Origin of the sequence: Leisingera sp. ANG-M1 (assembly GCF_000813745.1) — a bacterium.
Lineage (GTDB): Bacteria > Pseudomonadota > Alphaproteobacteria > Rhodobacterales > Rhodobacteraceae > Leisingera.
On record NZ_JWLC01000008.1, the window covers coordinates 84,999 to 98,149 of the forward strand.

The following is a 13,151-nucleotide window of genomic DNA, read 5'->3' on the forward strand; positions in this document are numbered from 1 at the left end:
GCTAGCCGGCAAAGCCAAAAGCGCGCAGCCCGTCGAGCACAAACTGCACCGAGAGCGCGGCCAGCAGCATGCCCAGAAGACGGGTCACAACGGTGATGCCGGTTTTGCCGAGCAGGCGTTCGAACAGGCCGGAAAACAGGCACATCACCAGAAGGATCGCCAGCACCGCCGCCACCACGCCCATGACCATGGCAAAACCTGCCAGCCCGGGCTGCTGGCCCGCCAGCAGGATCACCGTAGCGATGGAGCCGGGGCCGGCAATCAGCGGGATCGCCAGAGGGAAAATCGAGGGATCGTCGAAGTCATCCTCTTCGCTGCGGTCTTCGCGCCGTTTATTGCGGCGTTCAAACAGCATGTCGAGCGCGGTGAGGAACAAGAGGATGCCGCCGGCCACCCGGAACGCAGGCATGGAAATGCCAATAAAACCCAGAACCGCCTCGCCCAGGGCTGCAAACAGAGCCAGCAGCACCGCGGCGGTGATGGTGGCCCGCAGCGCGATGGCGCGGCGGCGGGCCGGCGGCATGCCTTGGGTCAGCGCGATGAAGATCGGTGTGAGGCCAATCGGATCGATAATCACAAACAGCGTCACAAAGGATGTGATCAGTAATGCGGTGTCGATCATTGCGCCTCAGCCTGCTCCAGCTTCTCCAGCGCCTCCATCCACAGGCCCTCGGCCCGTTCCAGCGCTTCCAGGCATTCAGCGTGTTTCTTCTGCCAGACTTCGATGTCGGCGGCCTTGCCCGGTTCATACAGGCTAGGGTCGGCGAGTTTTTCGTCAAGCTTTTCACGCATTTCGCTGAGCTTTTCGACGCGTGCCTCGGATTTGCGCACCTCAGAGCGCAAGCCCAGCAGCACATCGCGGGAGGCACGCTTGGGTTTGGCAGGCTTCGGCGCCTCTGCCTTGGACGCGGGTTTGTCGCGTGCCAGCAGCAGCGCGCGGTAGCTCTCCAGGTCGCCTTCGTAGGGTTTGACTGTGCCCCCGGAGACCAGCCACAGGCGGTCGGCCACCAGGCTGAGCAGGTGCATATCGTGGCTGACCAGAATGACCGCACCGGAGTAAGCGGTCAGCGCCTCGACCAGCGCTTCGCGGCTTTCGATGTCCAGGTGGTTGGTCGGTTCGTCGAGGATCAACATATGCGGGGCGTCGATGGTGGCGGTCAGCAGGCTGAGCCGCGCCTTCTGGCCGCCCGACAGCCGCCCGACCTCGGTTTCCGCCTGCGCGGCGCCAAGGCCAAAGCCTGCGAGCCGCGCGCGCAGCTTGGCCGGTGCCTCATCCGGGCGCAGGCGGCGCAGGTGGTCGATCGGGGTTTCGTCCACATAGAGCTCATCCACCTGATGCTGAGCGAAATAGCCGATGCGCAGTTTGGAAGAGCGGGTCATCTTGCCCGACATCAAAGGCAGCCGGTCGGCCAGCAGTTTCGACAGCGTTGACTTGCCCTGGCCGTTTTTTCCCAGCAGCGCGATGCGGTCGTCCTGGTCAATCCGCAGGTTCAGCCGTTTCAGGATTTCCGTGTCGCCATAGCCGGTTGTGCCGCCTTCCAGATGGATGATCGGCGGCGACATCTCTTCCGGCTCGGGGAAGGTGAAAGCTCGCAGCGCCGCCTCCTGCGGGGTGGTGATCGGCTTCATCTTGGCGATCATTTTCAGGCGCGACTGGGCCTGCACCGCCTTGGTGGCCTTGGCGCGGAATCTGTCGACAAAGCTTTGCAGATGGGCGCGGCGGGCTTCCTGCTTCTTGGCCTCAGCCTGGGCCGCCAGAATGCGGGCGGCGCGGGTCTCGGCGAATGTGTCGTAGGGGCCTTGGTAAAGCGTGAGCTTCTTGTCCTCCAGGTGCAGGATCGCGCCAACAGCACGGTTTAGAAGTCCGCGGTCGTGGCTAACGATCAGCACAGTGTGCGGGTACTTCGCCAGATAGCTTTCCAGCCACAAAGCGCCCTCAAGGTCGAGGTAGTTGGTGGGTTCGTCCAACAGCAGCAGATCGGGCTGGGCAAACAGGACAGCCGCCAGCGCCACCCGCATCCGCCAGCCGCCGGAGAAATCGGCGCAGGGGCGTTTCTGGTCTTCGTCATCAAAGCCCAGTCCCTTGAGGATGGAGGAGGCGCGCGCCTCGGCAGACCAGGCACCGATATCGGAGAGCCTTGTCTGGATCTCGGCAATCCGGGCGGCGTCGGTGGCGGTCTCTGCCTCGGCCATCAGGGAGGAGCGTTCGGTGTCGGCAGCCAGGACCGTATCCACCAGCGAAACGTCCGACGCCGGGGCTTCCTGCGCAACGCCGCCGATGAGGGCTTTGGAGGGCAGGGAGATGCTGCCGGTCTCCAGCGCGAGTTCGCCCCGGATCAGCCGGAACAGGGTGGTCTTGCCGGTGCCGTTGCGCCCGACCAGGCCGACCTTGTGGCCGGTGGGAATGGTGGCGGAGGCGCCCTCGATAAGCGGGCGGCCTTCAACCGAATAGGTGATGTCCTGAATGCGTAACATGATCAGCGGTGTGGCCCAGGTGCCGGGGGCTGTCAATCAGGGCTGCACGCTTCCTCTTGCCAAAAATATCCCCGCCGGAGGCACGCGCGCCTGCGCGCGTCCTGAAAACGTCTTCCCAAGCGCGTCCAGCCATGTTACGCGGCGCGCGGAGTTTCCGGCCCGGGCGTTTGGCCCGCGGCCCATCAATCAGGAGAATGCCAAATGGCTCTGGAACGCACTTTCTCGATCATCAAGCCCGATGCAACCCGCCGCAACCTGACCGGCGCAATCAACGCCAAGTTTGAAGAAGCCGGCCTGCGCGTTGTGGCGCAGAAGCGCATCCACCTGACCAAAGCGCAGGCAGGCGAGTTCTACAAAGTGCACGCCGAGCGTCCGTTCTACGACGAACTCTGCGAATTCATGGCTTCCGCGCCGATCGTTGCTCAGGTCCTGGAAGGCGAAAACGCCATTGCCAAGAACCGCGAAGTGATGGGCGCCACCAACCCGGCAGACGCCGCGGCCGGCACCATCCGCGCCGAGTTCGCTGAATCGGTTGGCGAAAACTCTGTGCACGGTTCCGACGCTCCGGAAACCGCTGCTGTGGAAATCGCCTACTTCTTCTCCGGCCTCGAGCTGGTCGGCTAAGCAATCCGCTTACCGGAAGAGTTTGGGCCGTCCCTTTTGGGGCGGCCTTTTCTGTTGGGAATTCAGCGCGGCGCCGGCTCGCATAGTTTCAAGTCCGCAGGCGTGGCGCGCACGCCGATGGCGTCCAGCTCCGACAGCAGCTTCGAACTGTGCTGAGGGCGGACATCAGCCTTGATCATGTCGAACCGCTTGCGAAGCTCTTCCTTTTCCTTGCCTTTGCAATCGTTCCAGGGCCGCCCCTGCAGCGCCATCACCAGAACGTAGTAGCCGATGAAATGCGGCCGGGTGCCGGATAGCAGCAATTTGCTATAAGCCGCGTCGGCACCAATGGCGCGCAGCTCCTCGGCAGAAGAAATCCCTGCACGGTGGCAGGCTTCCTCGTAAGCAGGGCCCAGGTTGCGGATGGAGGAAATGCTTGTGTTCATGTTTTGTTTCTAGCGCCTCCCTAAGCTTTTGTCACGCAGCATTCCGTGCGGTGCGTTAATCGCGCAAAGGCTGCTTTGACGCTGGGTTCGCGGCTGTAATGCTGGATTGACAGTCGCATTCTCAGCGCAAAGCTGGAGGGGCAATGAGAAGCATCAGGGGGAGTTGTGATGAACGGTGCCCGGCAACAGCCTGTGAACGTGGAAGGTTTCGACTTGGCAAACCCGCCGGAGGGATTTGCGGCAGATCCGTTCCCCTATTACGATGCGCTGCTGCGCACGGCGCCGGTGCTGCCGCAGCCGGACGGTTCGCTGCTGGTGAGCCGCCACGCAGACCTGGACCGCATTTACCGTGACACCAGGCTGTTCTCCTCGGACAAGAAGAAGGTATTCGCTCCAAAGTTCGGGGACGCCTCGCCCTTGTTTGAGCATCACACCACTTCGCTGGTGTTTTCGGACCCGCCGCTGCACACAAGGGTTCGCAGGATCATGACGTCGGCTCTGACACCCCGGGCAATTGCCAAGATGGAGCCGGGGCTAGTCGCAACTGTGGATCATCTTCTGGATGGTCTGGCGGATCGCGGCCAGCCGGATCTGATTGAAGACTTTGCCGCCTCCATCCCGGTTCAGATCATTGGCAACCTGCTGGATGTGCCGATGGCAGAGCGTGCGCCGCTCAGGGACTGGTCGCTGGCGATACTCGGGGCGCTTGAGCCTGCTTTGAGCGAGGCGCAGCTGGCTGCTGGCCACCGGGCGGTCGAAGAATTCAAGATCTATCTGCAGGGCTTGATCGCGCGGCGCCGTGCCAAGCCGGGAGACCTGGAAATCGATGTGCTGACGCGGCTGATCCAGGGAGAGGGCGCGGAGGGGAAGCTCAGCGAAACCGAGCTGATCCAGAACTGCATTTTCATCCTGAATGCGGGCCATGAGACCACCACCAACCTTATCGGCAACGGGCTGGCGCTGCTCAATGACCACCCGCAGCAGAAACAGAGGCTGCAGGAGCATCCGGAGCTGATCAAACCGGCAGTGGAGGAGATGCTGCGCTTCCGCTCGCCCAACCAGCTGGGCAACCGTGAGACGACGGCAGAGGCTGAAATCGGCGGCCTGCGGATCCCTGCCGGGACCAACCTGCATCTGCTGATCGGCGCGGCAAACCGCGATCCGGCGGTGTTTGAAGACCCCGGCGTGTTTGACATTGCCCGGACGCCAAACCGCCATCTCGCTTTTGCGGGCGGTCCGCATGTCTGTGTCGGCCTGACGCTGGCGCGGCTGGAAGGCAGGGTTGCTATTGAACGGTTTTTAAGCCGTTTCCCGCGCTACCGCCTGAAGCCGGGCCGGATCCCTGGCGGGCGCATCCGGTTCCGCGGTTATGCTGCTTTGCCTGCCGAACTTGGCTGATAGGCGGTCCCGTGGGGCTTTAGAACAGACCGGCTTCCTTTGCGGTCAGAGCCGCCTGGGTGCGGTTTTTGGCCTCGAGCTTGCGGCAGAGCGTGCGCACATGCAGCTTGATTGTCACTTCCTGCAGATCCAGCTCGCGGGCGATCTCCTTGTTTGACAGGCCGCGGCACAGCCCGTCCAGAACCTCAAGCTCCCGCGGGCTCAGTTTTTCGGCCAGGGGGTGGGAGCTGCCGGCAGCCTCCTCGCGCATCAGGTCGACCGGCACATAAATTTCGCCTGCGCTCATGAACCGGACGGCATTCAGCAGCGATTGGGCGCCCATCGTTTTGGGGATGAAACCGATGGCGCCGGCATCCAGCGCATCCTGGGCAGTGCGGGCCGGCGCGCTGCCAGACAGGATCGCGACCCCTTTGCCGCCATTGGCATCCAGCGCCTTGGAGAGCCCGTCCAGACCCGTCATGCCGGGCATATTATAGTCGAGCAGCACCAGGTCGAACGGGCCGGCGCCGGAAATCTGTTCCAGCGCACCGGGCAGGTCGGTGGCCAGAGTCACCTCTGCCCCGCCCTCGGAGCGGAGGTAGGCGGAGATTGTTTCACGGACCATGTCATGGTCGTCTGCCAGCAAAATTCGCATGAAGCCACTAGACCTGTTTTGAAATTCCCGGTCCCAGTCTACAGCGACAAGAGTTTCAAAAGCGTCAACCTTGGATTGCGGGCTGGTAAGAGTTTTTAACATGACCGGCTGCTCCTCAAAAATTACGGGAATTTTCCTGATTTTATGCCGGCAGCCCGGGGTTCGGTAAGCCAGCATTAGGGTGGCCGCGGTACGCTTGAGGGTGTGCACCCTATACGGAAGGATAGAAACCTATCCCGAGGTGCCAGTTTCCGGGCGGTATGGATGTGGCATTCTTCGCCTGAACGTTGTGTTGAAGGATAGAGGAAAGGAATGCTGGAATGAGGGGATTGATCTCACGTGCCGCTGCGCTGGCTTTTGCCGTGGTCACCGCCTGTGCCGCCATGGTCTCTGCCAGCGAGGATCAGCCGGTTCTACTGTCTGTGCGTTTGGCAGACGGCGGTGCGCCTGCAGAGCAGTACACGATTGACGACCTGCGGTCTTTGGCGCCGGTCACCTTTGAAACAGAAACCATCTGGACCAGCGGTCCGCAGCAGTTCACCGGTGTGCCGCTGGCTGTGTTGATGGAGCGGATGGGGGTCAGCAGCGGCCAGCTGGAGGCGCATGCGGTCAACGACTATTCGGTTCAGATTCCGGTTTCCGATGCGGTGGCGGGCGGTCCGATTGTGGCCTATGAGCGCAATGGAGCGGAGATGTCGCTGCGCAACAAGGGTCCGCTATGGGTCGTGTACCCCTATGACAGCAATCCGGCTTACCGGACTGAAGAGGTCTATTCGCGCAGCATCTGGCAGCTGGACCGGATTGTGATCCGGCAGTGAGCGGCAGCTTGGCGCCGACTGGGTGATGCTTAACGGATTTCCAACCATGCCGCGCTGGGTTCTGGCGCTGGTGCTGGCACTGGCCGCGGCCTTGGCGGCTCAGTCGGTTCGGCTGGGCCATCAGGTGCTGCAGGAACTGGAAGGATTATCAACTGCAGCCACCGACAACATGCAGTGGAATCTGTCCCAGGCCGAGGTGGAGCATCTCAAACTGGAAAGCGCGGTGCTGACGGCCCGCTCGCCAGCTGATCTGCCGCTCTTGCGGCGGCAGTTCGATATTTACTACAGCCGGATTGCGACCTTCCGCGAGAGCCCGCTGTTCGCAGGGCTGCGGCAGAGCCCGGCCGGAACCGGTTTGCTGCAGAAGATGCAGGACCGGCTGGACCGGATGGCTGCGGTCATCGACAGCAGTGACCAGCAGCTGCTGGACAGGCTTTCTGATCTGGCTGAGGAATTACAGCAAAACAGCGGTGATGTACGCGAACTGGCCCTGTTCGGGGTTGTTCTGCAGGTGGAGGATTCCAAGGACAAGCGGCTGCAGCTGTTTACCATCCTGGCGCGGCTGGGCTGGGTTGTTCTGGCCTTGGTACTGGCACTGGCATTGGCTGCGCTGCTGCTGGGGCGGCTCTATCGCAAAGGCCGCAGGCTGGCAAAGGAGCGCGCCCGGGCGGCCGCCCGGATGGAGGCGATGATCGCGTCCTCGCTGGATGCCATCCTTGTGGTTGGGGCAGACGGGCGGATCCAGGCCTTTAACGGTGCTGCGGAAACAGTGTTCGGCTACAGCCGCGAAGAGGCGGTAGGCCAGTCCATGGTCAACCTGATCGTGCCGGACCATCTGCAGGAAGCCCACAAAGCGGGGATGCGGCGGTTTTTGCAGACCGGAGAGGCCCGGGTTGCGGGCAAGGGGCGGCTGCAGCTGGAGGCGCGGCGCAAATCGGGAGAGCTGTTTCCGGTCGAGCTGTCTGTCTCGGTCAGCCAATCCGGCACCGACATGGTCTTTGTCAGTTTCCTGCGGGATATCTCTGACCGGATTGCAGCGGAAGAGGAGCTGCGGCGGGCCCGGGACGATGCGCTGGCGGGTGAACGGGCCAAACACAATCTGCTGACGGTGATGAGCCACGAGATGCGGACACCTTTGACCGGTGTGCTTGGGGCGATAGATCTGATCGAAGGCACCGGGCCGACGCCGGAACAGCGCCGGTACTTGCAGGCGATGCGGGTTTCCGGTGAACTTCTGCTGCACCACGTGAATGACGTGCTGGAGCTGTCACGGCTGGAATCCGGTGCCGACACTGAGAAGCTGCGGATTTTTGATCTCGAAGAACTGGTCAGCGGCCTGGTGGAAAGCCAGCAGGCCAGCGCCAAGGGGCGCGGCATAGACCTGTCGCTGCATTGCAGCCTGGGCGGCAAGAGCGTTGTGGCAGGCCGTCCCAGAGCGGTGCAGCAGGTTTTGCTGAACCTGATCGGCAATGCGCTGAAATTCACCGGAGAAGGGGCGGTGAGCGTGGATGTGATGCGGCTGCAGGGCAGTGAAACGGTGGAACTCCATGTCGCCGATACCGGCAAGGGCATCGCGCCTGAGGATCTTGAGAGGATCTTTGAAGACTTTATCACTTTGGATGCCAGCTATGGCCGCGGCAGCGAGGGGACCGGGCTGGGCCTGTCGATCACCAAGCGGCTGGTGCATGCCATGGGCGGCAGCATCAGCTGCGAAAGCGAAGTGGGCGAAGGCAGCCTGTTTACCATTTCCTTGCCGCTGCCGCCGGCCAAGGCGCCGCCGCGCCGCCAGGAGCAGGGTCGGCCCCGGCCGAACGGGGCCTGCCGCCTGCTGATCGCCGAAGACAACGATATCAACCGCGAACTCCTGGCAACAATGCTGCGCCAGGAAGGACACCATGTCACTGCAGCACCGGGCGGGGCAGAAGCAGTGCAGGCAGCGGCGGAGGAGCGGTTTGATCTGATCCTGATGGACATCAGCATGCCGCATGTAGACGGGATTGAGGCGTTGAGCCGGATCCGCAGCCAGAATCTGGCTGAGGGCACGGATATCGTTGCGCTCACCGCCCATGCCGCGGCGGAAGATCATGCCCGCATTCTGGAGGCAGGTTTTGCCGAGGTGCTGACGAAACCCGCCAATAAGGCTGAACTCGCCGATGTGATCGCCCGCCGGGCCGGCGGCGGAGTGAAGGCGCTGCCGCGAACGGAGTCCGACATCCATCAGTTCTTCGAGGCCCTGGGGAAAGAACAGGCCCGAAGCTTTCTGATTGCCTTTTGCGATGAAGTGAAGGCGCTGCAGGACCAGCTGCTGGGTGCCGGGATGCTGGAAGACGGCCAGCGCAAAGAGGCTCACCGGCTGGCAGGCTCTGCGGCGGTGCTGGGGCTGCCGGACTTGCGGGCCGCAATGCTTGCCATCGAGACCGCGCCGGAAGATGAACCGCCGCCTCTGGCTCCCTTTCAGCAAGCCTGGGCGGGGGCAGAAGCGGCTCTTGCTCCGCATTTACGCGGCTGAGTGTAAGGCAGCGGTTGCGAGGCCTGCGCCCGAAACCAATAGGGGTCAAAGCATTTCTGCTTTGACCCCTGGAAACTTGGCTCCGGCGGTAGGGATCGAACCTACGACCAATTGATTAACAGTCAACTGCTCTACCGCTGAGCTACGCCGGAATGTGAGGCGTCGTATAGAAGTTCCAACATCCGGCGTCCAGAGGGAAAATTCCTTTTCCCAAGATTTTTTGACGGTGCGGTTGTGAGCCGGGCGAACGCTTTGTCGAGATGCGAAAAAGAGCGCGGTGCCGAGGGTTCAGGACCTCATAGTTGCGGGATTTCAGGCAGCATTTGGCATGGCTGATCCTGAACAACCAACAATCTGACAGAAGCTGTGAAGGGAGGGGGCGTCAGCAATTGATTCTGCGGATCAATTCGACCCGGGACGGGCGTTGGACCTGTGCCCCGCCCGCCGTCGCGCCTGCATCGAACATGGGTGCAGCCACTGCAGGGAATCTGAGTGGCGCGTCTGCCGCCTCCAGAAGCAATGCCGGTCCAGGCAGAGCAGGCTGCCAAGGACAGGGCTGGCGAAGCACGCCTGGCGGTCGAGATGATCGAGCCTGCCCGTCCCAGCGGCCATTGCGGCTGCCGCTGGACTGCAGCGCTGTTGAGAGATGCAGGCCGGACAGTGAACTTCATGCGGACCGGTTGCATGTGGCGGCAGGAGGGGACACAAACATCGAGAAGGCGTTTCCGGTTGAACGGCGGCTCCTGTGCCAGGCTCTGCCAGCCCCGGCAGCAGGCCTTTCCGCCTTCAATTCAGGTAACAGCCTTAGAGAAAGCAAATGCCGGCAAGGCATCCTGAGACTGCAAATTGGATCCACGAACAGGGAGCACCAAAGGCGCGATATTCAATGAACCCGCAAGTAAAGGGTCAAGACATTGCGGTTTCGCAAGGCTGAACCAAAAAAGCCCTTAAGTCATCGACTTAAGGGCTTTTTTTTGGCTCCGGCGGTAGGGATCGAACCTACGACCAATTGATTAACAGTCCGATGTGCTCTCGCTAACTCATTGATATTTTGCAAATATGGATTTTTTTAGCTCAGATTTGCCCCACCAAGAAGTGGTTGTTTCAGCAAGCTTGGTTCATTGAACCTACGACAAAAAGATACGAAAGATGTTTGGCAAAACCTGGGGTAATGTCCTCGTGAAGTAGTCATTCTATGGCAACTAAAACTACAATAAGGCACTGAAAGTAAAAATGAAACAGATCCAGCTTGCCGATGGGCTCGAAACGTTGCGAAGGGAGCTTGATCTTGGGCAGATTATGGCGCTCATCGAACGAACAGCAAGGTGGGTCTCACCAGGGACGTTTGCCTATCTGCCTCTATGGTTTCCGGAGCATTCGCGGAAAGCGCATTTTTATAAGTCGAACTGGTCAGAACCTCAGATGAATACGAGCAGAACCAATGGGAGCGTAGTCCACAAGGTCGAAGGAAACGTCCATGCGAACAAGGCGCTTACCTTCGCTCTGGGACTTCGATCAAAGGAAAGAACAAACTGGTCTTGTTGTCATATCTGGGGCATCGACGATGCTGCATACCAAGTAGAGAACTCGGTTGTTCAGGATCCACGTTTCTTTTCTTGTGTTGGAAACATGGTTTTGCTTCCGACTCCATTGAAAGCATTTACTGATGTGATGTCTGAGGTGAAAATCCGACTTCGGGTGTGCGCAACAAATCTCTACGGCTGGCATTGCGATCATCCTGATATTGAGCAAGCCGCTGAAGATGTTCTCACCTGGACCGATTGGACTGATTATCCGAGTTCTTGGCCAAAGGCGAGAGGTGCAAGTTATCCTGATGGAACCGTTCCTTTCTCGGAGCATATCAAGAAAGCTGCTGATCGCAGGAAGGAAACCATTCGCCAGGACCTCTTGGCTGCGGGACCGCACTATCCGCGAGAAAGCGTCAAAGCCGCTTTGGATTATTGGAAAATCAGTCTGTAGCTAAGAGGGTTAACTGAGGTGAAGGAGCAAGACCCGCATGCGAATGCGGGTCTTGCTTGTCGACTTTGTAAGAGAAGAAAGCCTCAAACTTAGTGCTTAGAATCTCCGACAGGTTCCTTGATCGCGATTGCATTACCTTTAAGGAAGTCTACGGCAGCTGCCTCTTTGCGAAGATGATCCGGAGCGAACCTTGCATAGATTTCCTCAGTAACTTTTACTGATGAGTGTCCCAGATATTGAGAAACGCGCGCCATTTCACACCCGCTGGCCACCATGTGCACAACAGCGGTATGGCGAAGGACGTGAGGTGTGACCTTCCCAGGAAGTTTGGCCCGCTGCACGGCTTTTCTAAAAGCATTTTGGATGCTTTTCAGGCCCTCACCTTTGTATTCGACGACGAAGTCAGAATAGCCTACGCCCTTCCATTGCTTCAGCAACTCAGTCGTTCCTGCATTCATAGGCACAAACGCACGAGCTTTGGCATGCGTTTTCTCCTTGACCCGAAGATCAATGGTGCGCGTATCAAAATCAACGCGATCCCAGGTTAGCTCCAGGATAGCGCCAATTCTGCCAGCAGTGGATAGCATCAGAACGGTTGCGACATGGAGATGAGGAGTTTGCTGAGTTTCAGCAAGTAGCGCCTGGATTTCGATTGCAGTCAGCCAGCGATCAACCTAATTTGGTCTGGTCGGTTTCGTCAGTTTGTAGGGCTCCTCGCCAATCATTTTCTTCCTCCATGCGAAGTTGAGCGTGGACTGCACCAGATTGATTTCGTTATACAATGTCGTATTAGAGATCTCTCTACCGTTGTTTTGTTTGAACTTTTTTCTGCGGGCAGTGGCATACTTTTTCACCAACGCGTCGTCGATTTCCGATGGTTCATAGTCCCCCAAAAACGGACCTATGTCTTTCCACATCGACTTCAGTTGTTGCTCTGTGCGGCGTCCCGCGAGATGCTCCTGGTAACTCATCCAAAGGTTTTTGAATTTGAGTTTCCCCTGCTGCAGAATGCGCTGCGCTTTGTAAATTTTCTGACCTTCAGGCCAAGCCTCAGCCAGCGTTTTTGCTTCTAATTGATGTCTGCGGCGCTTCTTCTTGCCATCAACAACGTCATACCATGTCACGCAGTAGCCTCCGCGCAACTTGCCTATGCGGAATGGTTGCATTTTTCATACTCCTTGATGGTAGAGACGGGGATGCGCAGTAGCTTCTTGCCAACGCGATAAGCGTCGATTTTTCCGATGGAAATGAGATTCCTGACTGTGTTTGCTGAACACTGCCAGCGCGTTGCCAATTGTTCTGGGGTGAAACATTGATCCATTGTTTTGCCTTTCCCGAGGCGACGCCGAGCACTTCAGAAACGCGCTGCGTTTCTGGCTTGCTCGACGAAGGCAGTTAGAGGTAGAAATTCAGCGTTGTCTTTCGAACATCGACACAGCGGTTTCTGGAACGCGCATCAGTCGCCCAACTCGAAAGTGAGGCAGTTGGCCAGAGACGATTGCGTCTCTGACAGTTTGCATAGAACAGCCCCATCGTTCAGCGAGCTGCTTAGGGGTGAAAATCTTCTCCATGGCTTTTCCTTCCAGCCTGAAGTTTCGTGGACTACGCTTGGCCGACGGATTCTCGTAATCACGTCAAGAAGTCGAAAACTGAGAAACCGTGATTGAACATTTCTTCAGCGTTGCTCTGAAACCCTGAGCGAGGGTGTCGTGCTATTTCCATTAAGTCTTGTTGTTTTTGTCGAAAGGAACATTGGCTAAGCAAACCAAAAACGAATAGAGAACTTGTGGATTTCTTTTAACCCCTTGAAACTACGGCAAACTTTCTCGAAATTTTAGCCGGCCATACAACATTTCGACACCCTGACTTCCCCCGAAACCACATTTGGGGTGCCTCCATAGGTTCATATTGGCCACTTTTTCGATTTCCGTAGTATTCCTGACCGATATGTATGGGCGACTTGATGCAAGGCCTTATCCGGAAGGTATCAAACCGCTGAAAGTTCGATCAGTGGGGACTCGGTTGTGTTTGCGGATCTTCGCGCACTCAGTCCGAAGACCCAACTGACTTCTCTTGGAGCACAACCCAACACCTGAAAGAGCTAAGTATTAGCAGCTAAGGCTTTGATATCGAGTTGGGATTTCTCTTTCCATGTTTGGGCTTCACAACAGCAGCCTCAAACATGGAAATACGAAATCGTAGCCAAAATGACCCTCGCGATGATGCTCATTAGCAAATTCAAACCCGTGCAGAAACATCCAGCCTCATACTAAGACGCGCGCTCTGCC

Annotated in this window: 13 protein-coding genes and 1 tRNA gene; 5 read left to right on the plus strand and 9 right to left on the minus strand. The window is 58.8% G+C overall.

Annotated features, from left to right (window positions below):
- Position 1 precedes the first annotated feature (1 nt).
- Both RA19_RS07215 and RA19_RS07220 read right to left on the minus strand, forming a co-directional pair.
- Entirely contained in the window at positions 2–622 is a 621-nt protein-coding gene (locus RA19_RS07215; RefSeq protein WP_039126231.1) for a MarC family protein, read from the minus strand.
- Positions 619–2,475 carry an ABC-F family ATP-binding cassette domain-containing protein gene (locus RA19_RS07220; RefSeq protein WP_039161644.1) on the minus strand — a complete coding sequence of 619 codons (1,857 nt, stop codon included), beginning with the start codon at positions 2,473–2,475 and terminating at the stop codon, positions 619–621. Before RA19_RS07220 ends, RA19_RS07215 begins: the two co-directional genes overlap by 4 nt.
- Before the next feature lie 201 nt (positions 2,476–2,676).
- Here RA19_RS07220 and ndk point away from each other — a divergent pair, with 201 nt between their 5' ends.
- Entirely contained in the window at positions 2,677–3,099 is a 423-nt protein-coding gene (ndk, locus tag RA19_RS07225; RefSeq protein WP_019298521.1) for a nucleoside-diphosphate kinase, read from the plus strand.
- A 62-nt stretch (positions 3,100–3,161) separates the two neighbouring features.
- Here the strand turns inward: ndk and RA19_RS07230 are convergent, their stop codons facing one another.
- Positions 3,162–3,524 carry a TfoX/Sxy family protein gene (locus tag RA19_RS07230; protein ID WP_039161035.1) on the minus strand — a complete coding sequence of 121 codons (363 nt, stop codon included), beginning with the start codon at positions 3,522–3,524 and terminating at the stop codon, positions 3,162–3,164.
- Between the two features lie 168 nt (positions 3,525–3,692).
- Between RA19_RS07230 and RA19_RS07235 the strand changes: the two genes are divergently transcribed.
- The gene (locus RA19_RS07235; RefSeq protein ID WP_039161038.1) at positions 3,693–4,922 is read left to right on the plus strand and encodes a cytochrome P450; all 1,230 of its coding nucleotides are present in this window, start codon (positions 3,693–3,695) and stop codon (positions 4,920–4,922) included.
- 19 nt (positions 4,923–4,941) lie between these two features.
- Here RA19_RS07235 and RA19_RS07240 read toward each other — a convergent pair whose 3' ends face one another.
- The gene (locus RA19_RS07240; RefSeq protein ID WP_039161041.1) at positions 4,942–5,556 is read right to left on the minus strand and encodes a response regulator transcription factor; all 615 of its coding nucleotides are present in this window, start codon (positions 5,554–5,556) and stop codon (positions 4,942–4,944) included.
- Between the two features lie 320 nt (positions 5,557–5,876).
- Between RA19_RS07240 and RA19_RS07245 the strand changes: the two genes are divergently transcribed.
- Entirely contained in the window at positions 5,877–6,374 is a 498-nt protein-coding gene (locus RA19_RS07245) for a molybdopterin-dependent oxidoreductase (protein ID WP_039161044.1), read from the plus strand.
- A gap of 46 nt (positions 6,375–6,420) precedes the next feature.
- A complete protein-coding gene (locus RA19_RS07250; RefSeq protein WP_241479035.1) occupies positions 6,421–8,883 on the plus strand; it encodes a hybrid sensor histidine kinase/response regulator in 2,463 nt (820 codons plus the stop codon).
- Between the two features lie 77 nt (positions 8,884–8,960).
- Here RA19_RS07250 and RA19_RS07255 read toward each other — a convergent pair.
- Positions 8,961–9,035, minus strand: a tRNA-Asn gene (locus RA19_RS07255).
- Positions 9,036–10,116: 1,081 nt separating this feature from the next.
- On the opposite strand from RA19_RS07255, the gene RA19_RS26110 reads away from it, so the two are divergent.
- Positions 10,117–10,863, plus strand: coding sequence for a hypothetical protein (locus RA19_RS26110; RefSeq protein WP_082020474.1), 747 nt, complete (start codon positions 10,117–10,119; stop codon positions 10,861–10,863).
- Between the two features lie 89 nt (positions 10,864–10,952).
- Here the strand turns inward: RA19_RS26110 and RA19_RS25700 are convergent, their stop codons facing one another.
- The 4 genes from RA19_RS25700 to RA19_RS27755 all read right to left on the minus strand — a co-directional run bounded on the left by RA19_RS25700 (position 10,953) and on the right by RA19_RS27755 (position 12,434).
- Positions 10,953–11,525, minus strand: a complete 573-nt coding sequence (locus tag RA19_RS25700) for a tyrosine-type recombinase/integrase (protein WP_082020475.1) — start codon at positions 11,523–11,525, stop codon at positions 10,953–10,955.
- 12 nt (positions 11,526–11,537) lie between these two features.
- A complete protein-coding gene (locus RA19_RS25705; RefSeq protein ID WP_052261691.1) occupies positions 11,538–12,029 on the minus strand; it encodes a hypothetical protein in 492 nt (163 codons plus the stop codon).
- Positions 12,011–12,184, minus strand: a complete 174-nt coding sequence (locus tag RA19_RS27750) for a helix-turn-helix domain-containing protein (RefSeq protein ID WP_082020476.1) — start codon at positions 12,182–12,184, stop codon at positions 12,011–12,013. Before RA19_RS27750 ends, RA19_RS25705 begins: the two co-directional genes overlap by 19 nt.
- Positions 12,185–12,272: 88 nt before the next feature.
- Complete coding sequence (locus RA19_RS27755; RefSeq protein ID WP_082020477.1) at positions 12,273–12,434, minus strand: excisionase family DNA-binding protein; 162 nt, start codon at positions 12,432–12,434, stop codon at positions 12,273–12,275.
- Between the last annotated feature and the right edge of the window lie 717 nt (positions 12,435–13,151).

Coding starts and splice junctions, on each gene's coding strand:
- RA19_RS07215 (WP_039126231.1), bottom strand. CDS start 622: ATGATCGACACCGCATTACTGATCACATCCTTTGTGACGCTGTTTGTG.
- RA19_RS07220 (WP_039161644.1), bottom strand. CDS start 2,475: ATGTTACGCATTCAGGACATCACCTATTCGGTTGAAGGCCGCCCGCTT.
- ndk (WP_019298521.1), top strand. CDS start 2,677: ATGGCTCTGGAACGCACTTTCTCGATCATCAAGCCCGATGCAACCCGC.
- RA19_RS07230 (WP_039161035.1), bottom strand. CDS start 3,524: ATGAACACAAGCATTTCCTCCATCCGCAACCTGGGCCCTGCTTACGAG.
- RA19_RS07235 (WP_039161038.1), top strand. CDS start 3,693: ATGAACGGTGCCCGGCAACAGCCTGTGAACGTGGAAGGTTTCGACTTG.
- RA19_RS07240 (WP_039161041.1), bottom strand. CDS start 5,556: ATGCGAATTTTGCTGGCAGACGACCATGACATGGTCCGTGAAACAATC.
- RA19_RS07245 (WP_039161044.1), top strand. CDS start 5,877: ATGAGGGGATTGATCTCACGTGCCGCTGCGCTGGCTTTTGCCGTGGTC.
- RA19_RS07250 (WP_241479035.1), top strand. CDS start 6,421: ATGCCGCGCTGGGTTCTGGCGCTGGTGCTGGCACTGGCCGCGGCCTTG.
- RA19_RS26110 (WP_082020474.1), top strand. CDS start 10,117: ATGAAACAGATCCAGCTTGCCGATGGGCTCGAAACGTTGCGAAGGGAG.
- RA19_RS25705 (WP_052261691.1), bottom strand. CDS start 12,029: ATGCAACCATTCCGCATAGGCAAGTTGCGCGGAGGCTACTGCGTGACA.
- RA19_RS27750 (WP_082020476.1), bottom strand. CDS start 12,184: ATGGATCAATGTTTCACCCCAGAACAATTGGCAACGCGCTGGCAGTGT.
- RA19_RS27755 (WP_082020477.1), bottom strand. CDS start 12,434: ATGGAGAAGATTTTCACCCCTAAGCAGCTCGCTGAACGATGGGGCTGT.